Source organism: Massilia sp. 2TAF26, from assembly GCF_052115005.1.
GTDB lineage: Bacteria > Pseudomonadota > Gammaproteobacteria > Burkholderiales > Burkholderiaceae_D > Telluria.
The window spans coordinates 1-23,418 of the sequence record NZ_JBFRFV010000047.1 but is presented as its reverse complement, the minus strand read 5'-3'; the positions used below and the strand labels follow the sequence as shown (position 1 = coordinate 23,418).

The window sequence follows — 23,418 nt, the reverse complement described above, 5'->3', positions numbered from 1 at the left end:
AATGGCGGCACTTCTATAACAATGAGCGCCCGCACTCTGCACTTGGCAACCGCACACCGGCCGCAGTCGGGCGTGAGCGGCGCCAAATACAGGCTGCTTGAAATCGAAGGCTAACAATCGCCGTGGCTACAAATTAGCCGATCAGGTCAATATTATGTAAGTAACGTTGGTGTGTAATGCTCATTTGTGGAATGGTTGTTATTTCCACGGGTGCACGCAAGAGTAAGCGTACGGATTGATTTCTTGCCCTTGAAAATTGAATTGGTGATAATGCAAAACAATAGTGGATTGGCGGAATTGATTATGCTTGCTGGTCATTTAGTGATGACCGCGAAGGAAAAGGCGCTGGCACCCTATAATGTCACGTTAAGCGAATATAGACTAATGTCTGCCTTGGAAGGAATGGGCGGGGTTATGGCCACAGTGTTGGCGAGGGAAGTGAAGTTAGACAACGGGACACTATCACGTTTGGTTAATCGACTGGACCGCGCAGGTATGGTTGAGCGCCGTTCTGACGAAAAAGACCGTCGACGTATCTGCCTTTATCTAACAGATAAAGGAAGCACTGTTTTACCTGTAATGAACGATGCTGCGATGCGTATTGATTCTATGATAAACAGTACTGAAGTTGGAGTAGAAGTTGAGCACATTGCGCGTTTTCTGCGTACAGTGGCCGAGCATGCCTCCAATCTGAAAACGGAGCCAGACTATGGGCCAAGAAATTTTGCAACCCTCGGGGTTGCTCCCTAATGATGAACGAATCGAGATTGTTCGAATAAAGCTTACACGCAAAGGTAGCAGTGCCGTAGTGTACGAATGGCACGCGGCGGACCTTTTGCTGGCAAAGTGGGCCAACGCCCCAGGCGAGAAGAGCTTAGCGTTCGAAATCGTATTTGGTGATGGCAATGCGTTCGTTGGCAAATATGTGTACGGCGAACGAGTAGACGGGCGCCCGTCGCTAAGCAGCTTTATACGAAGGATTTTCAAGCGGTTGTGTGACGTGTCGACACCTACCTTAGAAGCAGAATGCTTCTTTCTGCAGCCGCCATCGAACTTGGCTCGCTATACGCTCACACATCATTAGCAAAGCCCAAAAAATTCTGTAGAGATGCCAAATCTGGGGTAGTCGAAGAAGCTGGTTGATACTGCATCTTCCTTTCAGAGCAAACCGGTTCGATAAAATCGCTAACCGTCTTGTACAGACCTTTCCCTGTTTAGGTCGGCCGAAAACTACTATTGAACTTTACGCGCATCACTACGTTCGCTAGTCTTGCGCTTTTCTCCCAAGAGTACTGCAAGGCGAATACGCGCCCTCGAACGAGGCGCGGCTGCAATGTTGAGCTTGGCGAAGCCGCGAGACAGCTAGAACGGTGTCGCACTAGCCAATCTCTGAGGGCCGAGTCCCACACCCTGCATGCCTACACTCGTCGCTGCGGATGCTCTTTATGCGGAACGACAACGCTAGTTCTATGCCGCATTCACGTCAGCATGTGATTACATACCAAGCTTATTAATAAGTGCAAAGGTGGCAAGCAGCAACCCCGCCAGGGATAACAGAAAGATTGCAGCAAACTTACTGGCCATACCGACCAACTCGCGCTTCTTCTTTCCTTTCTTAATCTCTTTATCGTAATGCCATTTAATCGCATAAAACATACCTGAGCCCAATATAAGAGCCTTGATTGAGCCAAAGGCCCAAGGAAACCAATCTAACATGTTTAATATTCCTATTCAATGATATAAATATCTGCTCTGACGCATTGCCTCAATATGTATCGCAAGATGGGGACAAGCAACTGCAGAAACCATTTTTTCGCCAAACGTGCATTAAAAGTGCATAAGAAAAAGCTGGGAAACGCTAATGGCGGTGTACACACATCGCTACTCAATCAATATTAACCGCAGACCTCAAGAACTTCTGGTGCATAGCAACAATCTGTTCACCGACAACGCCACCGCTCACGTCTGCTAAAACGTACTGGTCTATAGCTTCATAAAATGCGCGCAATCCAGCGGCGATTGCCGCCCTTAAGAGGCAGTTGGCGCTCAGGTGGCATTGTTGCGCCCCGCAGTTGACCAGTTCGTTGTCACCTTCAAGCTGCTGCAAAACGTTACCCAACTTTAGATTTGTTGGGTCAGCGAGCAGGAGCAGTCCACCGTTACGGCCTCGAACTGCCTGAATCCACCCAAAGCGCGCTAATTGGCCAACCACTTTCACCATGTGGTTGAAGGGGATGTCAAATTGTCTAGAAATTTCAGCGGCTGTTACTAGAGCCCGGTGTTTATCGGCACAGGCAAGATAGATGAGGACACGTAAGCCAATGTCGGAGAAGCGAGTGATACGCATGAGGCTCTTTCGATGTTCAACAGCATCATTCTACCAAACAAGTATTTCAAATGCATCTTAAAATTTTCGTTGTTGCGAACGTCCATCAACCTCCTGAGCAGAGCCAGGTGAATACGTCTAGCGGAGCGATGCCGCAAGTCTCCTTCCAGGGTAGTCCAGACCTAGAGTTAGGGGACGATTTAGCTGCTCATGGAGCAGCGCAGCTCGGAAGCGAACAAACCAGTGCGCCAAAACGGGCTCCGTACAATTTGAAGGCTGGTCACAAATCCCGCTGCTACTCAGCTGAAACAATCGCGATAGTCTGCGCTTTATTAGTCTGCATCTTGCTGGCCTCAAGCACGCGTGCTACCTATAGTTCATGTCGGCGATGTACTGATGGTTCAGGATGAGTAAAAGACATGCTGTACAGAAGGGCCGTGGTTAGGGCACGTGGCAAGTAGGCTCATACGGCATCAACTGAAATATTTGAATATGCCAAATTTTTTTGTTGTCACGTGATTGTTCATTTATTCATGGGTTTGAACACAGCTACCGCCATTCATAATTTCAGCCATGAACATCTCACATACGACCACAGCGCCTACTAGCACTAGTGTTTCCAGTGCGAAGAAGGCAGAAGCGCCCAGTGCGGTTAAAACCGTTGCTGGCTCATCGAAAAACTTAGCGTATAGCGCAATCGAAGATTCCCTTCAGCGCGACGCCAGTCGAATTTCCTCCATTGGGAAGCTGTCGTCACTGCTCGTGGAATTCCAAGATAAGGCCACGGCGGTGTCGTCCAATAGTCTGAAAGCTGGGTTCGCATTGTCGGAAAGGGAGATAAACGCCGCCCTTGAAGCAGGGCACGCCAAGATAAAGGGCTACACGTTCGAAAATCCGGCTGAGTCCCAAGAGCTACTGTCGCCGGTGGTTCCGAGCAAGTCGGCGCCAGTAATTACTGGCGATAAAGCCACTATCCAGGTCGATATTGGTCCACCAGGCACTAAAGCGCATTCCAGCATATCGGTGACGATTGACCAGAGTAACAACACTCTTGAAGGCATAGCTAAGGCACTGAAGGACCAAGGGGTCAACGCTGAAGTCGTGGAGACCCCCAAGGGGTATCAACTGCACATAACAGGGAAAAGCGGCACCTCTAATGAACTGCACATTGGCGTCACTGGAGACACGGCCTTACAGGCTCTCCTAAGCTGGCCCGCCTCGGACAAAGGGGGCATGACAAAGGTGGAGGTCGCCAAAGACGCGCCCACAGCAATTTCAAACGCGAAAGCCTTCATCGACTCAGTGAACGAGTTGAGTGCACAAATCGACACGTTGAAGGGTGACGATGATTTTTCAGCCGAGCTAATCAATCGGACCAAAAAACAGCTTGGGCAGGCGTTCGCGAAAATTGACCAAAATGCGCTAGCGGCGGCAGGCATCTCTCTGCACGGAACTACGTTCACTGTTGATACAAAGAAGCTGGAAGCTGCTCTCGACGCCAATCCCAAGGAAGTAGGGGGACTGATTACAGGCGCTAAGGGCATCTCCGGCGTGCTTGCGGCCGAAATTGGTAAAGAACTTGGTTCCGGGGGAGTTGTGTCTAAGGCGCGGACTAGCACTCAGGAGGAGATGAGTAACCTTACACGTCAAAAAGAAGTCATAACTTCAATGAACCGGCAAGCTAGTTTGGCGGCTCAGCAGTACAGCAACGCTGGTCAGGGCGTGTACTCGCAGTTTGGCGACACTGGTACGGTCCGAAAGATGTCCTTGTTTGAATATATCTAACGGTATCGAGCTGGCTGACCAAAAGCTGTTCTAGCCCTTCGGGTTACAAACGCTCTAGGTAGTCTAAGCTCATTATTTATCGACAAAGGCTGAGCGTTGAGAGTCACTTGGGCGACTCCACTAGGGAGTCGCCCGAACGCAGCACATGCTAACTCAAGCAATGTGCCGAGGTTTCAAGTGCGCAGCGGAGGAATTTCCGGCATCACTCTGCCTTTTTCGATTTTTGTAGGGTCGATGTAGAAGTCCTTGGACATCGCTTCTCGCTTCACTGCGTAGTCTGGCTCCGTACTACGCCAGGTGTAGTAGCACGTTGGGCATAACGCCATCGTCCATGCACCTGCGACAGGGGATTGGGCCACTATTTGGGTGGCGTTTTCGGTGCACCTGGGGCAGCTAGGAGCTTTGGTATATACGAGGTTAGGCATTGAGCATCTCCATTAACTTTACACGCCATGCGTCGGTGTTTTGTGGCCGGTCCAGTGGCTGCGAGTAGTGGCCGCGGATGTCAGGAGCGACCGGCGTAGTCGCGTCAATCACCATCTTATGAGTAATGCCAGGCGGGGATGAGCCAGGGTCGAGCGGTACAACCGAGAGGTTAGGGAGGACCATGAGGTCGTCTCGAGAATGGAACTTCGTCGAGACTGCCCACATCACTTGCTTCAAGTCGAACGGGTCAACCGTCTCGTCGACCACGATGACGAGCTTCGCGTATCCCATTCCGTGTGGTGTCGTAAGAACGCGTAAGCCCACGTTCTTAGCGAAGCCTCCGACTCGGCTACGTGTTGAGACAATCACTACCAAGCCGTGGGTATATGCCGCGTTGACCGCCTCGATTTCTGGGAACTGTGCTTTGAGTTGAACGTAGATTGGCGCTGACGTGTTAATGGCAGTCATGTAGTCGATTTCTGTCCACGGCATGCCGATGTACAGGCTTTCGAAGATAGGGCTGCGGCGGTGAGATACCCGGGTAATCTCGAGCACGGGCATCAAACGCCCCCCTGAGTAGTGACCAGTGAACTCGCCGAACGGCCCTTCGGTTTCGCGCTGACGTCCGCGTATGACGCCTTCAAGTACCATCTCGGCGCCCCACGGGATGTCGAGGCCGGAATATTTGGAGTGCACGACAGGGTAGGGCTTACCCCGCAATGCACCTGCCATCTCGTATTCGGACTGGTCGTAGAGGATTGGCATCGCTGCTACGCACGAGATGACCGGGTCGTTACCGATTGCGATTGCAACGCGAAGGTCTTCACCACGCTCTTCAGCTTGGCGCAGGTGGATTGCGATGTCATGGGCCGGCGCAGGCTGTATGCCTAGACGGTTAGGGCCTTTCACCTGAAGCCTGTAGATGCCAACGTTCTGGCGATTGGTGTCGTCAGGGCGGTCCGGTTCGCGGCTAACAATCACGGCCTTGTCGATGAAGCACCCAGCGTCGTGACGGTTCAGGCGGAAGAGCGGAAGTAGTTCGAAGAGGTTGATTTTGCTTGGGTCATTGATGACGCATTCTTGCCAAGGCGCTTCAACGCGTTGCTCGACCTGGCCTGGAAAAGCTTGGTAGCGTCGAACGAATTCGAAGAACTGCTCTTTGCTCGGGGTGTTTTTATCCATCCCCATCATCAATGCATGGTTTGGCCATGAACCATGCACGTTGAGAGCTACCCGTGCGTTGTCATAGCCATGGATGTTGTCGAAAAGGAGGGCAGGAGTGTCTTCGCCAATGTCGCTGATAGCGCGAGCGGCCGCGCCAAGGTCAGGTTCGGGCGCTACCTGGTCGCGTATGGTCAGCAGTTGTCCTTGCTGCTCCAAGTACGTGAGGAAGTCGCGCAGGCTATCGAAAGTAGTCATGATTACTCCAGTCAGATGCGGTTGATAGGAAGTTCGGTAGAGATGTCCTCGCCCCAGCGCCTTAGCTGAGGCAGCTCAAGGCCGAACAAGTCAAGCGCCCGGCCGACACTGTGGTCGACCAGGTCATCGAGGGTTTGGGGACGGGTGTAGAACGCAGGGACCGGCGGGGCGATAATGGCGCCCATTTCGGTTGCCGTGACCATGTTGCGTAGGTGTCCCAGGTGGAGCGGTGTTTCTCGTACCATAAGCACGAGCTTACGGCGCTCCTTCAAGACTACGTCCGCAGCCCGCGTGAGCAGACTTGTCGTAACGCCGGTTGCAACCTCTGCGAGAGTTCGGACAGAACAGGGAGCAACGAGCATGCCGAGAGTGTCGAACGAACCACTAGAAATGGACGCACCGACATCTGCAATCGGATGGACGACGTCTGCCAGCGCGTGTAGGTCGCTACGGTCTAGCTCCGTCTCATATTCCCGCGTTAGCTCACCCGCACGCGAGACGACCAGATGGGTTTCAATGTCTAGTGCGCGCAGCATCTCAAGCGCGCGAACGCCGTAGCGAATGCCCGTTGCGCCGCTGATGCCGACAATGATTCGTTTGCGTGTCATGGGTTGCCTCCGTGTGAGAGGCACCAGTATTGCGTTGGCGACTCCGCTAATCAATTAAGCGGAAGCCGAAGAATTGATAAGGAAAATGCATGGATTTAAAACGATTACGCTACTTCGTGACGACAGCCGAGGAGTTACATGTTGCTCGCGCCGCAGAGCGCCTTGGCATCGCCCAGCCGGCGCTGAGCCAGCAACTGCGCGTACTTGAGGAGACTCTAGGAACCCGCTTGTTCGAGCGTGCTGGACGTGGGATTCGCCTGTCCGCAGTCGGTGCAGTCTTTCTGCCGGAGGCTCGTGCCACTCTTCGGCAGGCCGAGCAGGCTCAAGCTGCTGTGCATGCAGCGGCGCGTGGACAATTGGGGCGATTGGAAATTGGTTACGTGGCCTCTGCCATGCTGGAGGATGACCTGCCACAGCTGCTTCACACGTTCCAACGCACCTATCCTGAAGTACGTCTGCATGTGCGGCGCATGCCAGTGTTGACGCAGTTAAGAGCCGTCCTCGAACGGAAGCTCGACCTGGCCTTCGTACGAGGCGTTGGGCCAGCGCATGGCATTGAGTTGGACGACCAGTTGCGCGGTCAGGTGTTATCCGTAAGTGAGGTGCTAGTTGCTCTGCCGCTTGAACACCCCTGCGCAGCGCAAGAACGAGTCGCTATAGCCGACTTGGCCCGGGAACAGTTCCTAGTTCTTCAAGATAGCGAAGAGCCCGGCTATTTCGCTCATTGCACGGAGCGCCTTTGTCGTCTAGCTGGATTTGAGCCCCATGTGGCCCTCAGGGTGGACGAGCTAGTATCCCTCACAGGCCTCGTTGCCGCCGGCCTTGGTGTCTGCCTGGTTCCTTCTTCAATACGGCGTATCGCGGGTGACCGAGTCGTCCTGCGTCCGTTGGTTGATACCGTAGAACGCCTGGAGCTATTGATGGTCCGTCACCGCGATGCTCAGGCGCCAGCCCTGCTCAACCTGCTTTCCGAACTTTCTTTACCCGTTGCGCAGCAGCGCAGTGGGCGGGGAGATTGAACGCCGCGGGCTTAGCTACAGCCAGGTGACTGATGAACTCAGGATATAAATCGAAATTTCTACACAGGTCGTCACGTCCAACTTCAACCCCTAAAGTAACTTCTATATAAAGACAGAATCGGCCACTAAGCATGGCTGGACGGTCTACAGACTCTGTGAGCAGTAAGAGGAAATCAGTCGGCCGGCAGCTCCCACATGTATGGACAGACCTCGAACGAGATATGGGTATGCGAAACCGAAACCGAGATGAACACTGGCCAACTTCCGTTAGACCTTCGGTAATTTGTCTCGCCGCTGTTGGAGACAGTGACGCTTGACCCGGTAGCGCGGCGCATCTCGGACAGGAGGCTTATCAGCTGACGTCGGTCTGCTTGGCCAGGGAGCTCAATGAGGTCACAGAATTCTCGAAACGTCATCTCATGCATGCGCTTTTGTTCTGTTCGCTTTGCGTACGCGACGGCTGCTAGAGTTGCTCGCCGCGCCTCGTCTGACATGCCCTCCATGTTGAGGGATGGTGTCGTACTAGTCATGCTGTGGTCCATAGGTCTGTTCGGGAATATTTGTCTTGGTTGCTGTTACGCGAGACTGGGAAAGTAGGCTCCGAAGAGTCACGGTGTCAGGGGAGGGCGATGATGGGTGGGAGAGGCCACTCAAGAATTTCGGCCACTTGCTTGAACGTCCACTTGACTTGGTCTTCCGTGCCGTATCGCTCATCTGGTTTGAGGGCTCGTTGGTAGTACTGAAGAAGTATTTCTTCCTCAGTCATGTGCGCGCGTTCCCCGGATTTAGTCTGACGACACCTCTCGACCATTGCAGCGACCATGCCCTTGCTGTACTTCCAGTCTTCCCAGCGTTCATGCGGAGTATTGCCAGGGCTGTAGAACTTGCCATCTGGTCCGCTCCTCAAGAGGAGTTTTGGCTGAAATCCAGAGACTGCTCCATGCGATGCGCGATGAGGGTAGTCGGCCGGGACATCCTCATAGTTTGGTTCTTCAGACATCGTTAGAGCGCCGGCGTTGAGGGCGTGAGCCAATGCAGATTGCGAAGCTAGCCCAATTACGCGCGCTATGCCACATGCTCAACCTCGTTGAAGGCTTCCAGGAACAATGCATTCATATGCGCGTTCGTTAGCGGGTAACCAATCTGCCTGGACAGTAGTGCTTGTCGTATCCAGTGCTCAAGCTCGTCCGTTAGCTGTGGGAGCATGACCTTGACGTGCTTACGAAACGTCTGCAAGCGGGCCATGTTCTGGGCTACCAGTAACCGTTCAATCCAGCACAGCATCAGCTCTCGTACTGCCTTTGCTTCACCCGCATAGAGGGCGTTACTTCTGTACATAGCCAAAGCCCTGGCTAGAAAAATCTGTACGTCGACACGCAGCCGGTGAGGGAGCAGCTCCCTGCCATCCAACTGCTCGATGAGGCGCTTCCAGTGTTGGCTAGTGGCCAACGTTTCAGTCATAGGGGCATTAGGGAGCATGATGGATACCAGTGCTATACAAATCGCTCTTAATCGTTGAATGAGTTGTGAGATGCAAAGCTACCCACACACGGCCTAATACGTAACGCAAACAGTGTAATACTAAACAGTGGAATTGCAAAGAGTGTCATGTGTGGGATTGTAGACGTAAGCCCTACAGTACGGGATGCTCAGCGGATGTCCACGAACAAGACCACCAATACTTTACGGGCCAGATTTGCCCACAACATCCGTGTTTGCAGAGTCCGGAAAGGCCTGTCGCAAGAGCAGCTTGCAGCCCTTGCTGGGTTCAGCAGAACGTTTGTGAGTGATGTCGAGAGACAGGTTCGAAACTGTTCAATTGACAACATCGAGCGACTTGCCCAGGCTCTCGAGATTGACGTCTTAGAGTTTTTTGTGCCCGTCAGCGAAGACAGCGATTTGCCTACCAATTTGCCTAAGGGACCCCGAAACCGCCGCAGCGACTAGCATGTCGCGGGCGCATCATCGTGCGCATGGTCGGACGATGGCGACTAGCATCACAGTAAGGAGCAGTCGTCTAACGTTAGCCTTGGTTACGTAGAGCACGTAGTGCCTCTACTGCCGTCAAATGAAGATAGGACTAGAAAAGCTTCAAGTCAGGGTTTCGCTGCTCTTAGACGCTACGCTCCAACGGCGCGGCCTAGACTGTACTTCGCAGCAAACACAACCAGTGGACGTGAGCAGGATACTACGGCTACAAATGCCGGTATCCGGTCCTTAAGACACGACGTTCTTGAGAGGTGGTAGCACGCTCGCGAAGCTCGACTGCAGGGTAAGAACTTCGCAGCTGTTATTTTGCCGAAGTCATGCACCGCTGAGAATGGTTCTCAGAAAGACAGCGTTAAGTGCTTGTGGAGTGCCCTTAGCGTGGCGCTGAGGAGCAGGAGGCGCGGGCGGGTTTGAATGAAAATGAGCTTCCCTTCGACCCGCCACTGGCGACGAAATTATTGCAGAGCGATGGCGGGGCCAAAGAACTCGTAGTGAGTCTGTTCTTCTGGCACACCGATTTCGACCAAGCTACGCTTTACCGCTTGCATGAAGGGCAGAGGGCCTAGGAAGTACGCGTCGACATCACGGGAGGCGGGCAACCATTTCTCGAGAAGCTCGTTGTTCAGGTAGCCACTTGCGTGAACATGCGTCTCTTCCTCACCCACTTCGGCATAGCAGTAGAAGCGCTGCAGGTGTCCATGCTGACCAGCAAGCGAGTCGATATGGTCGCGGAACGCATGCACCTGGCCATTGCGCGCAGCGTGGATGAAGTGAATTTCTCGTCCGGTGTTCAGCGCTGCATCCAGCATTGCAAGTGTCGGAGTAATCCCCACACCACCGCTGATTAGCACCAGAGGTTTATCCGATTCCTTCAAGGTGAAGGCGCCTGCTGGGGGGAAGAGCTGCAGTACGTCACCCTCTTGTACCTGGTCATGCAAGAAGCCAGACACCTTACCGAGCGGCTCACGCTTGACACTGATGCGGTAAGTGCGGCCATTGCTAGCTGCTGACAGCGAATACTGACGGCGTGCCTCTTCCCCATTCACCACCACCCGGAGGCCGATATATTGGCCAGGCGTGAAGTCCATGACTGGGCTCCCATCGACCGGAGCAAGTACGAACGAGGTGATTTCAGCGCTTTCGACTTGTTTGCTTTGCACGACGAAGTCTCGCATCCCATTCCAGCCACCTACGACCGACTTTTGCGCTTCGTAGATTTGTTGTTCTGCGCCGCTGAGGATGTCAGCTAACTGCCCATATGCTGCGCCCCAGGCTTCGATGACCGCATCAGTTGCGACTTCTGCACCCAACACTTCGCGTATCGCCTTGAGCAGCGAAGCACCAACCAACGGGTAGTGATTAGGCTGAATCTGCAGCGATACGTGCTTATTGATGATGGTGGCAACTAATGGGCCCAGAGCTTCGAGCTTCTCGATGTTTCGAGCATATGCGAGCACTGCATTGGCAAGGGCACGTTGTTGTACGCCGCCTTCCTGGTTGGCTTGGTTGAAGAACGGGATGACCTCTGGGAAATCCGTGAACAAAATTTGGTAGAAGTGACGCGTCAGCGCTTCGCCGCCTTGCTCGAGAATAGGGACGGTAGCGGTAACGATGGCACGATGGGCAGCTAACAACATGGCATTTCCTTTCTAATGGGTAACTTAACGCGAAGAATTATAGCCTTTTTGGGGATAAGGTGCATCTAAAATACATCTTATAGCTCGTATTTTTTCTACTCTAGTATCGAAGGCAACGCTTGCCGCCGGGCGGATTTCGTTATTCACAAGCACCGTTGTAGTAACCTTGCAAGATGCACATCGAACTACAACGCACGTTTGGAAAATACACAGAGCCTCAAACGGAGGATGAGGAGGCAGATTGGCACCAGTACTTCAGCAATAACCCCCGACGCCTGATATGGGAGGACCTCCATCAGAAGCGTGTGACGGTCGTTCTAGGGGAAGCAGGAATTGGGAAAACGGTCGAGCTGAAACTGGAGGCTGAACGCATGCAAGCAGCAGGTCGGCATGCCTTCTTCCTTCCGCTTAACATGCTCGATACAGTCGAAAGCTGGGACTTGGCGCTCCCCGATGCGCTTCAATCGTACGAAGCGTGGCGAAATACATCTGAGGACGGATTCTTCTTCCTCGATGCCGTTGATGAGGCCAGGCTACACACCCATGCGGACTTTAAGCGTGCACTGTTGGTCGTTCGCGCTGTGCTAGGCACTAACTTCGCAAACGTTAGAATTGTCATCTCTTCGAGGGTGACTGACTGGACCGTGCTGGACGTACAAACTACGGTCGCCACTCAGATTCTTCAACCCATACGCAAGGCCATTGCTCAGGCGCAGCTCAGCCATTCAAATCTAGCCGATTTGACCGGGGCAGTTGCTGCAGTGGCAGCAAGTTCAGGCAAGAATAGTTCCGCTGCCCAACCTTCTGAAACGCCCGGTGAAGAGCTGTTCGTCGTGACGCTCGACCCCCTATCGATGAAGGATGCTCACAAGTGCGCCGACTACTTCGGAATCGAGGACAAGCATGAGTTCTGGTCCGCTGTAGAAGAAGGGAACTATGAGTACATGGCGAGCCGTCCCCTTGACCTCCAATGGATGGTCCGGCTTTGGAACCAACGTAGAGTTCTTGGAACCTATGCCGAACTCATAGAGGCGAACATTGTCGAGCGGCTTCGCGAACCTAATGCACAGTACCGTCACGCTAGGAGGTCGCTAGCTGAAGCTCAACTTCGCGAGGGTGCTACAGAGCTAGCTGCTGCAATGGAATTTGGCAGCGTCCCTTTTCTTGCTGCTCACTCTACACGTGCTGTGGAGGGGCGTATCCTCTACGCCTCCAATGTACTCAAAACCTGGGCGCCTGATGAGGTGCAACTGCTACTTGCTACAGCGGTATTCGATGAAGCCAGCTTTGACAGAATTAAATTTCATCATCGTGCCACCCGCGAGTACTTAGCTGCAAAATGGGTCGACGCTAAGCTAACTCTAGGTGTTCCCTTTAGCAGATTAGAGCCGCTCTTCGCACGCAGGCCAAACGGTGACCTCACACTAATCCCATCAAGACGGCCAGTGCTTGCCTGGTTAGCGGCTATCAACGCCTGCGCTCGGGACTGGGTCGTTTCGAAGTTTCCCGAAATCTTGTTACATGACGGCGACCCCCAGTCTTGGGACCGCCGCTCGGCTGACCTCGCGTTTGGGCACGTTGTCCGCGCCACGGAAGAAAATCTGCGAATAAGAGACTGGTTCAAAAGCAGGGGAGAGTACCTACGAATTAGTCGTGCGCTTAGCCCTGGGCAGGTAGCTTCCGTACTCAACGACCCGCTTGCGACGCTACAGGCACGCTCGATTGCATATCGTCTGGCTATACACGGACGGCTTCAGGATTGTGCGAATGCCGCCCTTGAGATATATCGCGACAAGACACGCGTTTCTTGGGAGACCAAGGCAGCTCTAGCCGTTCTCGCAGCTGTGGGTAATCCAACTCATCGAGCAGATGTACTCGCTGATATCGAGGCAGGCATTTTTGAAACGAACGAATTAATTGCAGCCGCGCTTTCCTGTGTCACTTGGACAGCGTTCTCGCCAAAGAAGTTAGCCGCAATCTTCAACCGTACGCGAAGTGAGGGGGAGCACGGCACCGGACCGATGGCCGATATGCTTAGAAGAGACATCCTGCCGGCCACCGACTTGCCATCTGCAACAGTTCTACTCCAAGCTTTACTTTTGAGCCTTCCGAGAGCGTTACCTGGCCAGCGATTTGAACGCTATCCGTCAGGGAACCAACCTGAGCGCTCATGGCTTTTGCATATGCTCCCTCACTGTCTGCTGCGGGTTCTAGAGTTGACCATGTTGGTCGATGTCAAAACAGTTCCCGTTATTGTGGACGCGGCCGAACAAATCACTTCACTGCGTTATACCGGGTTTATAAACGAAGACGATGTAGAGCGCATCAATACAGCTCTCAAAAATCTGCCGAGATTCCGGTGGACAGTAGCGCTTGCAATCTCTCAGGTTGATGACCTCCAACATCCTGTGACTCGACTTGTCTGGGACGGCTCATCTGTCGTCACATTCGGCGTTGAGGACTTGGTCGAGCTAACGTCCCGTTCGCATGAGCCGAGCATTTCCGCAGCAGAACAAGACCTATGGTTCGAAATAGGCGTCGACGTCGCATTCAGGTACAAAGGCCGAAGAGCACGTGCCGAAGCGCTGCGTGCGCTGCAAGGACCTCATGACTCCGTTCGCTGCAGCACGGTTTTGCAAGCATACAAAACTAGGCATGAAAATCGACGCACGCAACGGCGATGGGAGTTGAAAGATAGAGCTCGTAAGGCAGTAGAGCTGACGAAGCGAAAGCGGGCCCAAGAAAAGTTCATCGCAAATAGAGCCAGTGTTGTCGACGGGTCGGACTTTGATAGTTTGCGGCGAGTCCTTTTCATGGCGCACCAGAACTCAGCATGGGATGACAACAATGGCGTAAAGCTTGAAGTTGTTGCCTCTGAGGCCGGGCGAGAAGTTGCAGAGATTTTTGCTGCAGGGTTGAAGACTTACTGGCGGAGAGTAACACCTCCTAATCCATCAGACTATCCGCATGGGCAGGTACCGTGGGAAGCTCTTGCCGCGCTTGCCGGGGTCTCCCTGACTGCGTGTGAAGACGTTCGGCTCACAGATTTCACCGCGGCAGATGTTGCCGCGGCTGCTCAGATTGCAGTGTGGGCGCTGCCAGGTCCACCAGTCTGGTTCGAGCATCTGTACAAAGTTTGGTCGAAAGAAGTCGAAGCTGCGCTGAATCCTTGGGTATTGGCAGAGATTAGGGCAGAGCAGCCTGGCACTGGAATCCGTGGGGCATTTTCTTTAGCAATGCGCTGTCCTCCTCATATCCGGCGTGGACTCATCATAGGAAGCGCAGCGCTCGTTCACGACGAAGCGGTTAAAAACTCAGATGTGCTCAAGCAGCTGGTGCCTGCGCTCTTCGAGGACGGTCTCCTATCTTCTGAAGCGCTAGAAGCAGTGTGCCGAACCCAGCTCGAACGCGTTAGTCCTGAGTTGAGCAGTACACAGGATTACTCGTGGCTTCATTTATGGGCAACTGGCCTTCCATATGCAGCATGGAATTGGTTCGAAGAGCACCTATCAACCTCATCGAGCGTAAGGGAGAAACAACTTCGAAACTTCGCAAATGCAATGGGGCAACTCCGATGGCCTGGTAAAAATTGGGACTTTGCCATGGTTAGTCTACTGCTTCAAATTTCGGAAGCTTTGAGGATTAGTGGCTTTAACGTCTCTACTCAGGAAAGCGATGACGAGACCTTTTTTGGTGCTCCAACGAAACAGATGTACTATGCGATTGCCAAAGGTTTTGTCGGCTTACGAGGAGTAGCTGGACGCAGTGCGCTCTCAAAGATGATTACAAATGAAACCGATTCAAGGCGCCAATCGGACCTTTGGGGCTTCTTGCATGAACACGCTGAGCTTGATGCCAGCGTAGACTGCCAATGGGACATTACACGGCTCAGACAGCTGCATTCTGCGTTCGACTGCGCTCCTCAAAACGAGGGGCAACTCTACGAACAGGTGTTGGCTCGCCTAGAGGAAATTCGGGTTTCGCTTGAAGAGGGACCATTCAGTGAGCGGAGCCTTTTTCCTCGAAAAACACCAGAAAAACATCTCCAGTTGTGGTTGGCGAACAAGTTTCGAGAGACGCAGAACAAACGGTTCAGTGTCCACCGCGAGGAAGAAGTCGACGATGACAAGAAAACGGATATTCAGCTCAGTTGCCAGTTTGGGAACATTTGCGTCGAAATCAAGCCTGTCGACGGCAGTCGCGGTTACTCAGCGGTGTCGTTGGTAGATACGCTACGAACACAAATGGTTAAACAATACCTAAAAGGCAATAACAGCTCAAGAGGCATCTTGGTGTTGGTTCAACTCGATAGCAAGCGTTGGGATATCCCTGGCGTTGGAAAGAGGCAATCCTTTGGGGCGTTGGTCAAATACCTTCAAGCCGAAGCACAAGCCATCAAGGAAAACTCCGCTGGAGTGAGCGAACTCACTGTGTTCCCAATGCGATGCGTAATTTCGAGTTAAGGGCGATGACCTTGAGGTGCTCGCTGTACAGTTGCTTATAACCCGGCGCTTCTATCCAATGATGGAGTAATGATGTCTCTACCTTCTGACCTTACAACCACCAGACAAGAACACCTTACCGCTCTTGTAGAGGCACGCGTCGGCGAAAATACTTACTTAGATTTCAAGAGAGACTTGCCAAGTCGTGATGCTAGAGGCACTCAAGACCTAGTTGCAGATGTGTCAGCCTTCGCCAACAGCACAGGAGGAGACCTCATTTACGGTATCGACGAAGACGGGGAGGGTCAAGCTTCGAGAATTGTCCCGCAAGCGGGAAACATGGACGAGGAGGTGAGAAGGGTACAAGACGTATTAATGAACAATATCGAGCCTCGCGTGCCAGGCTTGCAAGTAATTTCAATAGCAGTGGAAGCTGGATTTGTGCTCGTCATCCGAGTTCCTCAAAGTTGGGCTGGACCCCATAGAGTTAGGACAAATAACGCTTTCTATCTTCGCGAGAACGGCCGTAAAAGAACTCTGGAGGTCCCAGAAATTCGAGGGCTCTTCCTTCGCTCGGACCAGCAAGCCCAACGAGTGCGTGATTTCAGGACTGAGCGCTTAGGGCAAATCCTGAGCGGTGGAGCACCTCATCGAATAGTAGATGGCGCGCTTCTGGTAGGGCATTTCGTCCCAACGCAAGCTGCGCTTGGAGGCGTAAACGTAGACCCTGTACTGTACATGCGACAGCGCAGCCTCCCAGTTTTAGGCAACACTATTCCAGGGGCACGCGTCAATGTAGATGGTGCGCTTGTAGTTCGCAATCCCAGGTCTGACGGAACCTTTGGCTATTCACAGTTTTTTCGCAACGGTTTCTTTGAAACCGTGAAAGTGCTTTCGGGATTTGGGGCGAACCCCGCGACGCTAGGTAGCGTTGCGTATGAGCGAGAGCTTATTTCCCTTGTTCGACAATTTAGAGAAGAGTGTACACATCTCGGAATTGGCACCGAAATGACTTGTATGCTCTCACTGCTTAGAGCGACAAATCTAGAACTTGGTATTAATCGATGGGATTACAACCTTGACGACCACCAGGGGCGGTTTGACCGAGATACGCTCATTCTCGCAGATGTGTTGCTGCCAGCGGAACTTGATGCGGACAAGGCGCTTCGTCCAGTGTTTGACTATGTTTGGCAAGCCGCTGGTATGGAGCGCTCTTTCAACTACAGCGAAGCTGGCGACTGGGCTCCACGATAACGATAATGCGTCTGTGCACGATATACCGACCAGTGCTCAGCAACGAACACGTCCGTTTGTCCAGTCAGCAGACTGTACCTGAGTCCCAGCGCGTGCGCCTTGCGATTAACGCAGGATAGACGAGAACGTTGTTTACATAGATTTCCGACAAGCCTCTTGGCATGTCGATAGGCGAGCGCACGGTCGATGAAATAAGTAATCTTTTGTTAAGAGGGTCGTGATATTGTTTTGTGGTTTCTTTATCGAACGCCGTTAAACGGAGGTTGCTATGGAAAGGTTCATTCGTCGCCCAGAGCCTAACTCGCTCAGTGTTCGGGACTTACTCGAAGCACGCGACCAGTACCACGTTCATCTTGCTAACCTCCCGACGGTAATAGGGACCGCTGTTGGGCGATACCGAATCAGGCTTAAGGACAAGAACTTCGAAGACAAGAACGAGGAATCGCTTAGTGGCGAGCTCGGACCGAGGACTCTTCTCAACAGTGATGTTAGAGATTGGTCGTGGCCTTGCGTACTGGTGTTCGTGAACCGATGGCTCAGCCTTGACGAGCTAGGTAAGCATCCTGAACGAACTGTGCCGCCAGTTCTCTACCTGAGCGATGGGCGTCAGGTACGTACGTGTCCAATCTTAGTTGAGCGTAGAGACACGAACCGCTCTTCTGCGGAAGCGGCTCGGTACGGGGCGACGAAGTTTGGACCGAACTTCCAGATGTTCGTTGATGACCAGGGGGCGACGCGACTGGGCGTCGCTTCCGCGGTTGTAGAGGACGGAGCTTGTGCCTATATCCTAGCTAACCAGCACCTGACCGCTGGCGCTGACGTCGGCACTGGGGTCTACGCATACCCACGCGACAAGCGGAGTCGCGTTGGCCATGTGACTAATCGCTGCGTGAACTCGACCGCGCTCGGAGCAATCTATCCTGGCTTCAGTAGTCGCGCTAGCGAACTTACGCTGGACGCCTGCCTAGTCAAACTCGACAACGTCACAACCACCACCTCGCAATACCTCGGCGTGGGTACGGTAGGCGAGCCCGTCGATTTGAACGCTGATACGATGAGCCTCAATCTCGTCGGCTGTCCTGTCTTCACCGAGCTCCCTGGCGGCATCCGCACCGAAGGCAAAATCCAAGGGCTGTTCTACCGACATAGCTCTATCGGCGGCGTTGACTCCCTCGCAGAGATACTCATCGGGCCACGCGACCCAGCTGGGAGCGTCGAAACGCGACCTGGGGACTCAGGTGCAGTATGGTTTTGGGATGAAGACGCTGATGAGGCTAAGGCAGACCAGGGCGCCCAAACAAAGGCCGATAAAGACGCCGGAACCAGCTCTGGAAAAGCCGCCGCAAAGGTCGCTCGAGCTTACAGGCCGCTGTGCGTCCAATGGGGCGGTCATGGCTTCCTCTCGCAAGGTACAAAGGACTCAACAGAGTTTGTGCTTGGAACCGGCTTCAGCTCGATTTGCAAGGCATTGGCGGTCGAGGTCGTCAGAGACTGGGGCCTTGGCCAAAGCAGGTACTGGGGCAAGGTAGGCCACTACGCTATCGGCTACTTTGCCTGCAGTGCCCTGGAAAGCGAAACGGCCAAAACGCTCTTTAAGGCAAACGTAGTCTCCATTGGCGTCTCGACGGATGACATCGTCAACGGAGAGCTACCAAGCGCAGCGCACACAGACCGGTTTATCCAGCTCGCAGACGTTCCTGACCTGGTATGGAGACGGTCACGAGCGAAAGACGCAGCGAACCACTTTGCAGACATGGATGAGGAAGGGAAGGGGAAGTACGCGGGCAAAACACTACTCGACATGTGGAAGGACAAAGCGACCCGCACGACGCAGGTATGGAACGACTTCTACAGCAGTATTGACCCGAAGCGCTTACCCAAACACCGCGGAGCCCTTCCGTTTCGTGTAGCCCAGCTCTTCGACGTAATGAAGGATGCAGTCCAAGCCGGCAAACTCGACGAATACATCTGCGCAGCTGGCGTGTTGGCGCACTACGTTGGTGACGCTTGCCAGCCATTGCACGTGTCGTCCCTCCATCACGGACTCCCAGACGACAACAGCGACGATAAAGTCCATGCGGTCTACGAGGACGACATGCTGAACTACGCTAGCGCGGAGATGGTCGCCGGCGTTGAAGAACGCCTTAAAAAGCACGCAAACACGGCAGATTTTTCTGATGCAGCTGGTGCAGCAAACGCAGTCGTAGAACTCATGAGGAGGACAATCAATAAGCTGCCTCCAGCGGAGGTTTTGGAAGTGTACAACCGTGTGCGAGGACCGAAACAATCTGCAGCGCTATGGGCAGAGTTAGGAGACCGCACCATGGACTGCATGGCTGATGGTTCTAGAACTCTCGCGGCGATTTGGCAAGCCGCCTGGACTGCTGGAGGGGGAGACACAAAGGGTCGCTTTACCAAGAGTGACCTTGCAAAGCCAGTCGACCAAGCTCAGTTGAAGGCGCTCTATGAGACCAAGACGTTTGCAGAATCAAAATGGCTCTACGAGATGTGATTCTGCGTGAGTTGAACCACACGTTGAACCCGCGGAAATACAGTGTTTGTAGCTGCGTCCTATGAATACAAGGGGTACCGAAGTGCGTCTGCGGTACCCCCTTCGCGTGGCTCGACGCTTTGCACCGCGTCTAATTGCCCATCCTATAGCCGACTTCAGGCGCGCTCAAATGCCGGCCATTTGTTAGCAAGGGTCGACGCGGAAGTGGTCAGGAATATCCCGGTTCTGCAGATGCCGCTCGCGAGCGACGTGAACTGGACGGTAGCCGGCGCGGCACGCCGAGTCCTTAGCTTCCTTCTGCGTCTTATGCTCTGATACTTCCTTACCGTCCACAACGACGACATGGTGGGTCGTAGCGGCATTTTTGTCAGTGCTCTTCGGGCGATGTTCGATGTATGCGGCTGGCATTTGAGTCTCCATATAGGCCACGGATTGTGGCCTTCCTCATATAGGAGTGAAAGAGAAAATTACAATATTGCCAACTGCTCCTTTTCCTTGCAGACGAGCCTTCTACACTGCCGGCAGCCCTCGGGAAGCAGCGGAACACAGACTACGGTTAAGCAGGCAGTACAGATGACATTCGTTGCACTTCAGCGCGAACCCGAGCGCTCACGGAATGCTTGGATAACTGGAAGAGCTCGTTCAGGCCTGAAGGGCTCTTAAACGCTAGCTCTTCGTACAGTGCAATCGGTAGCTGACGGTTATTCTTGAAGCGCCTGTCGGGCCCGCCACCTTTGTTCACGTACCGCCAAGTATGGCCTACCACCTGAGCATCGCCTGGAACAGCTCCGTCCTCAATGAAACGCCTAGACTCACCGCTGACGTCCAAGTCTTTGTATGAGATAGCGCCGACGCCAGAAGGCGAGTACAACAGCACGCGGTCAGGCATGTAGTAGATAGACGTGGAGCCTGACTTTGCGTACGGCACTTCCAGATTTGACTTGACCATTGGTGGTAAGCCTTTTCCAAACTGCGCGTCCTTTCGGTTCACGACCGACCCGGCCCCAGCATGGTATTTGCGGTCATAAACCGCTGCTTGCGCATTAATGCGCCATGCTCTACGACACCCTGCCAAGGTTTGGAACGCCTCATGCAATGCTTCAAAAGCGCTCTCGTTTGCAGCGTCCAAGTCGTAGAACAGCACAGAAGTCTTCGCAACAGTGTCTCTAACCGACATGTAAATCGTAAGAACAACCAGAACCGCAAGGGAGAGCAAAGCAAGCCATTCCGGCCCAGTAGAGAAGGCAAACCAAAGAGCAGGCACGCTACCCGCAGCTGTCCACTTCCAATAACTCGGACGATTTGCTTTGCTATTTAGCTCACTGAGCAGCTCGGCAGATGAGGTGTCCTGCATAGCAGAGACTGGAGCGCTTTCAATCGCGACCATAGGGCCTAAACCAGGTTGCGGCACCGAGCTGGGTAGCGGTGTAGTGGTTGGTGGCGGCGTTAAGACAGGCTGGGTAGTCGGTATTGTGGCACGGTAGTACAGCCCACCTCGCCCAACCGAGATGTAGTTCCCTCGCGGGCCTGTGCCAACTCGAAGGCCTTTGATTCCAGCTGACACTCCGACGCCAGACTTCGAAAAATTGAACCGGAAGGGGCCAACGCTCACGCTTTTTCGTAAATAGAAACCCATGAAACCTCTTAGGAATTAGTTTCAAAACAACAATTAAGTTGCATTCTGCGCACTGCAATGTTGATATAATAAAGGCATTGCAGAAAATCAACTATAGGGAATGTTATGTCAGACCAGATTTCGTTCGGTGCCGCCGAATTCGCTAGCAATCCTGAACCGCGCTGCCCTTGTATCCTTCTGCTCGACGTCTCCGGGTCGATGTCAGGCCAACCGATTGCAGAGCTCAATGCCGGTTTGTCAGTGTTTAAAGACGAACTTGCGGCTGACTCTCTTGCAATGAAGCGCGTAGAGGTAGCCTTGGTGACGTTTGGTCCAGTTCGCGTCGAGGCGCCATTCCAGTCTGCGGAATCCTTCTATCCGCCGACGCTGTCCTCTCAAGGGGATACTCCAATGGGCGAAGCAATTCGCCAGGCAATTCAGCTGGTCGACAACCGAAAGCAAGAGTATCGAGCCAATGGCATCTCTTACTACCGTCCTTGGATTTTCCTTATCACTGACGGCGGTCCCACTGACGAATGGAAGTCTGCTGCGGCAGCAGTCCGTGAGGGTGAGGCGGCGAAGAAGTTCGCTTTCTTCGCTGTAGGGGTCAAAGGCGCCAACATGGATGTGCTTTCGCAAATTAGTACTCGCACTCCTATGTCTCTGGAAGGCCTGAAGTTCCGCGAACTGTTCACCTGGTTGTCCAGCTCCCTGCAGCGAGTGTCGCAATCGACCCCAGGCACTGAGGTCAAGCTGGATGCACCGACGGGATGGGCCTCGGTGTGACTTGGCGCGTCGTTGCCGGTTCTGCAGCTGGCACATCGCACACCGCTACTGGACTCGCCTGTCAGGATAGCTGCTGGGCCCAAGTGGACACGCCTGCTGGTAAGACTGCGGTCTTGTCCATCTTCGTGGCCGACGGTGCCGGTAGTGCACAGCACGGCGGTGAGGGGGCGGAGCTTGCTATCAAAGCAGCGGCCGAATTCATGCAGAAAAAGGTGGCTTTGCCTGAATTTGGATTAGGTGACGACTTTGCTGTTGACTGCGTCATGGCCATCCGAGCCGCGTTGTTTTCTGCTGCCGAGAAAGCAAMGGTCCGGGCGCGAGAGTTCGCTTGTACGTTCCTTGGAGTAGTCTCAACGAACCTCGGCACGTTGGTGATGCAAATCGGCGATGGAGGTATCGTTGTCGACGTCGGGAACGGTCTCGAAGTTCCAATCGTGCCAATGTCCGGCGAATACGCCAACATGACTCACTTCATCACAGATGAAGATGCAGTCGACCGTTTGGAATCGCACGTCTTTAGTAAGCCCGTTCTCAAAGTCGCGGCGTTCTCGGATGGTGTTCAGCGACTCGCGCTCCAGATGGACACGAACACCGCTCACGAGCCGTTTTTCGCTCCGTTCTTCAAGGTTCTTTCTACTGCTACTGTCGAGCAAGAGGACCAGCTTCAGGATGCCTTGATGCGATTTCTGAATAGCGAAGCAGTGAACGAGCGGACCGACGACGATAAAACTCTCGCGCTCGCAGTTCTCATCTAGAAGAAATATTATGACGAAACGCTTCGTCACAGCTTCAGGCGCCGAAGTTCAGTTAGGCCGCGAGTTAGGGAAGGGCGGAGAAGGCTCTGTCTTTGAGATACCTTCGTTACCGAATCAGGTGGCCAAGCTCTATCACCAGAGCGTGGACAAACTGAAGCAGGACAAGCTTCGGTTCATGGCTACCCACGGTGACCAGGCGCTACTCCAGTACGCAGCCTGGCCACAGGGCACGCTTCATCCATCAGTGAGTGGGCCCGTTGCCGGATTCCTGATGCCCAAAGTTACTGGGCGTGACCCCATTCATATGCTGTACAGCCCAGCACATCGCCGGCAGAACCGGCCGAACGCTGCTTGGGACTTTCTCCTCTACGTCGCACGCAATACCGCGGCAGCTTTTGAAACACTGCACGCGCACGGCCACGTGTTAGGCGACGTTAATCAAGGTAACGTCATGGTCGGGGTGGATAGCAAGGTCATACTGATTGACTGCGACTCCTACCAGATTAATGCAAGTGGAACTCTCCACCTGTGCGAAGTCGGTGTCTCTCACTTTACCCCTCCTGAACTTCAAGGACTTCAGTCGTTCCGCGGAGTAAAGAGGTCCGCTAGTCACGACAATTTCGGCCTAGCCTTACTAATTTTCCATCTACTGTTCGGCGGTCGTCATCCGTTCTCGGGAATACCGCAGAAAAGCGATGACCTGATCGGAATCTTGTAGCCAATCAGAAAGTTAGTCTTCATGTTATTTTTATACATGGAGGCTAGATGAAGAAACGTTTTACCGAAGAGCAGATCATTGGGATCCTGCGCCAGGCCGCGGCCGATGGTGTAGTCATCCGAGATCT

Annotated in this window: 21 protein-coding genes and 1 pseudogene; 11 read left to right on the top strand and 11 right to left on the bottom strand. The window is 53.5% G+C overall.

Annotated features, from left to right (window positions below):
• Together AB4Z32_RS26510 and AB4Z32_RS26505 are read left to right on the top strand one after the other, a co-directional pair.
• On the top strand, positions 1–101 hold a 101-nt coding region (locus AB4Z32_RS26510; RefSeq protein WP_442124836.1), incomplete at its 5' end, for an integrase core domain-containing protein.
• A 148-nt stretch (positions 102–249) separates the two neighbouring features.
• A complete protein-coding gene (locus AB4Z32_RS26505) occupies positions 250–750 on the top strand; it encodes a MarR family winged helix-turn-helix transcriptional regulator (protein ID WP_442124835.1) in 501 nt (166 codons plus the stop codon).
• A 744-nt stretch (positions 751–1,494) separates the two neighbouring features.
• Here AB4Z32_RS26505 and AB4Z32_RS26500 read toward each other — a convergent pair.
• A complete protein-coding gene (locus tag AB4Z32_RS26500; RefSeq protein WP_442124834.1) occupies positions 1,495–1,716 on the bottom strand; it encodes a hypothetical protein in 222 nt (73 codons plus the stop codon).
• 169 nt (positions 1,717–1,885) lie between these two features.
• Complete coding sequence (locus AB4Z32_RS26495) at positions 1,886–2,347, bottom strand: Rrf2 family transcriptional regulator (protein ID WP_442124833.1); 462 nt, start codon at positions 2,345–2,347, stop codon at positions 1,886–1,888.
• Between the two features lie 552 nt (positions 2,348–2,899).
• On the opposite strand from AB4Z32_RS26495, the gene fliD reads away from it, so the two are divergent.
• Positions 2,900–4,111 (top strand): flagellar filament capping protein FliD, encoded by a 1,212-nt coding sequence (fliD, locus tag AB4Z32_RS26490; protein WP_442124832.1) that lies wholly within the window; start codon positions 2,900–2,902, stop codon positions 4,109–4,111.
• Between the two features lie 173 nt (positions 4,112–4,284).
• Here the strand turns inward: fliD and AB4Z32_RS26485 are convergent, their stop codons facing one another.
• The 3 genes from AB4Z32_RS26485 to AB4Z32_RS26475 are packed head-to-tail and all read right to left on the bottom strand — an operon-like array spanning position 4,285 to position 6,564.
• A complete protein-coding gene (locus AB4Z32_RS26485) occupies positions 4,285–4,536 on the bottom strand; it encodes a non-oxidative hydroxyarylic acid decarboxylases subunit D (RefSeq protein WP_442124831.1) in 252 nt (83 codons plus the stop codon).
• Positions 4,529–5,956, bottom strand: a complete 1,428-nt coding sequence (locus AB4Z32_RS26480) for a non-oxidative hydroxyarylic acid decarboxylases subunit C (protein WP_442124830.1) — start codon at positions 5,954–5,956, stop codon at positions 4,529–4,531. Before AB4Z32_RS26480 ends, AB4Z32_RS26485 begins: the two co-directional genes overlap by 8 nt.
• A gap of 11 nt (positions 5,957–5,967) precedes the next feature.
• Positions 5,968–6,564 carry a UbiX family flavin prenyltransferase gene (locus tag AB4Z32_RS26475; RefSeq protein ID WP_442124829.1) on the bottom strand — a complete coding sequence of 199 codons (597 nt, stop codon included), beginning with the start codon at positions 6,562–6,564 and terminating at the stop codon, positions 5,968–5,970.
• Positions 6,565–6,653: 89 nt separating this feature from the next.
• Between AB4Z32_RS26475 and AB4Z32_RS26470 the strand changes: the two genes are divergently transcribed.
• A complete protein-coding gene (locus AB4Z32_RS26470; RefSeq protein WP_442124828.1) occupies positions 6,654–7,583 on the top strand; it encodes a LysR substrate-binding domain-containing protein in 930 nt (309 codons plus the stop codon).
• A 616-nt stretch (positions 7,584–8,199) separates the two neighbouring features.
• Here AB4Z32_RS26470 and AB4Z32_RS26465 read toward each other — a convergent pair.
• Both AB4Z32_RS26465 and AB4Z32_RS26460 read right to left on the bottom strand, forming a co-directional pair.
• Positions 8,200–8,583: a hypothetical protein gene (locus tag AB4Z32_RS26465; RefSeq protein WP_442124827.1), complete on the bottom strand. Its 384-nt coding sequence runs from the start codon at positions 8,581–8,583 to the stop codon at positions 8,200–8,202.
• Between the two features lie 65 nt (positions 8,584–8,648).
• Positions 8,649–9,044 (bottom strand): hypothetical protein, encoded by a 396-nt coding sequence (locus tag AB4Z32_RS26460; RefSeq protein ID WP_442124826.1) that lies wholly within the window; start codon positions 9,042–9,044, stop codon positions 8,649–8,651.
• A 147-nt stretch (positions 9,045–9,191) separates the two neighbouring features.
• On the opposite strand from AB4Z32_RS26460, the gene AB4Z32_RS26455 reads away from it, so the two are divergent.
• Complete coding sequence (locus AB4Z32_RS26455) at positions 9,192–9,530, top strand: helix-turn-helix domain-containing protein (protein WP_442124825.1); 339 nt, start codon at positions 9,192–9,194, stop codon at positions 9,528–9,530.
• Positions 9,531–10,027: 497 nt separating this feature from the next.
• Here the strand turns inward: AB4Z32_RS26455 and hmpA are convergent, their stop codons facing one another.
• Positions 10,028–11,209, bottom strand: coding sequence for an NO-inducible flavohemoprotein (gene hmpA / locus AB4Z32_RS26450; protein WP_442124824.1), 1,182 nt, complete (start codon positions 11,207–11,209; stop codon positions 10,028–10,030).
• Between the two features lie 173 nt (positions 11,210–11,382).
• On the opposite strand from hmpA, the gene AB4Z32_RS26445 reads away from it, so the two are divergent.
• The 3 genes from AB4Z32_RS26445 to AB4Z32_RS26435 all read left to right on the top strand — a co-directional run bounded on the left by AB4Z32_RS26445 (position 11,383) and on the right by AB4Z32_RS26435 (position 19,417).
• Positions 11,383–15,672, top strand: a complete 4,290-nt coding sequence (locus tag AB4Z32_RS26445) for a hypothetical protein (protein ID WP_442124823.1) — start codon at positions 11,383–11,385, stop codon at positions 15,670–15,672.
• A 69-nt stretch (positions 15,673–15,741) separates the two neighbouring features.
• Complete coding sequence (locus AB4Z32_RS26440) at positions 15,742–16,905, top strand: AlbA family DNA-binding domain-containing protein (RefSeq protein WP_442124822.1); 1,164 nt, start codon at positions 15,742–15,744, stop codon at positions 16,903–16,905.
• A gap of 268 nt (positions 16,906–17,173) precedes the next feature.
• The gene (locus tag AB4Z32_RS26435) at positions 17,174–19,417 is read left to right on the top strand and encodes a S1/P1 nuclease (RefSeq protein ID WP_442124821.1); all 2,244 of its coding nucleotides are present in this window, start codon (positions 17,174–17,176) and stop codon (positions 19,415–19,417) included.
• Positions 19,418–19,600: 183 nt separating this feature from the next.
• On the opposite strand, the gene AB4Z32_RS26430 is transcribed toward AB4Z32_RS26435, so the two are convergent.
• The 3 genes and pseudogenes from AB4Z32_RS26430 to AB4Z32_RS26420 all read right to left on the bottom strand — a co-directional run.
• A complete protein-coding gene (locus AB4Z32_RS26430; RefSeq protein WP_442124820.1) occupies positions 19,601–19,825 on the bottom strand; it encodes a hypothetical protein in 225 nt (74 codons plus the stop codon).
• A gap of 148 nt (positions 19,826–19,973) precedes the next feature.
• Entirely contained in the window at positions 19,974–20,804 is an 831-nt protein-coding gene (locus AB4Z32_RS26425) for a hypothetical protein (protein ID WP_442124837.1), read from the bottom strand.
• Between the two features lie 102 nt (positions 20,805–20,906).
• Positions 20,907–21,053, bottom strand: a pseudogene (locus tag AB4Z32_RS26420) (DUF4236 domain-containing protein); the annotation flags it as partial.
• A gap of 105 nt (positions 21,054–21,158) precedes the next feature.
• Between AB4Z32_RS26420 and AB4Z32_RS26415 the strand changes: the two are divergent.
• Genes AB4Z32_RS26415 through AB4Z32_RS26405 form a run of 3 tightly spaced genes read left to right on the top strand, consistent with a single transcriptional unit; the run spans position 21,159 to position 23,291 of the window.
• Entirely contained in the window at positions 21,159–21,818 is a 660-nt protein-coding gene (locus AB4Z32_RS26415; RefSeq protein ID WP_442124819.1) for a vWA domain-containing protein, read from the top strand.
• The gene (locus tag AB4Z32_RS26410) at positions 21,803–22,573 is read left to right on the top strand and encodes a PP2C family serine/threonine-protein phosphatase (RefSeq protein ID WP_442124818.1); all 771 of its coding nucleotides are present in this window, start codon (positions 21,803–21,805) and stop codon (positions 22,571–22,573) included. The genes AB4Z32_RS26415 and AB4Z32_RS26410 overlap by 16 nt, the downstream gene beginning before the upstream one ends.
• Before the next feature lie 10 nt (positions 22,574–22,583).
• Positions 22,584–23,291 carry a hypothetical protein gene (locus AB4Z32_RS26405; protein WP_442124817.1) on the top strand — a complete coding sequence of 236 codons (708 nt, stop codon included), beginning with the start codon at positions 22,584–22,586 and terminating at the stop codon, positions 23,289–23,291.
• Positions 23,292–23,418: the final 127 nt, after the last annotated feature.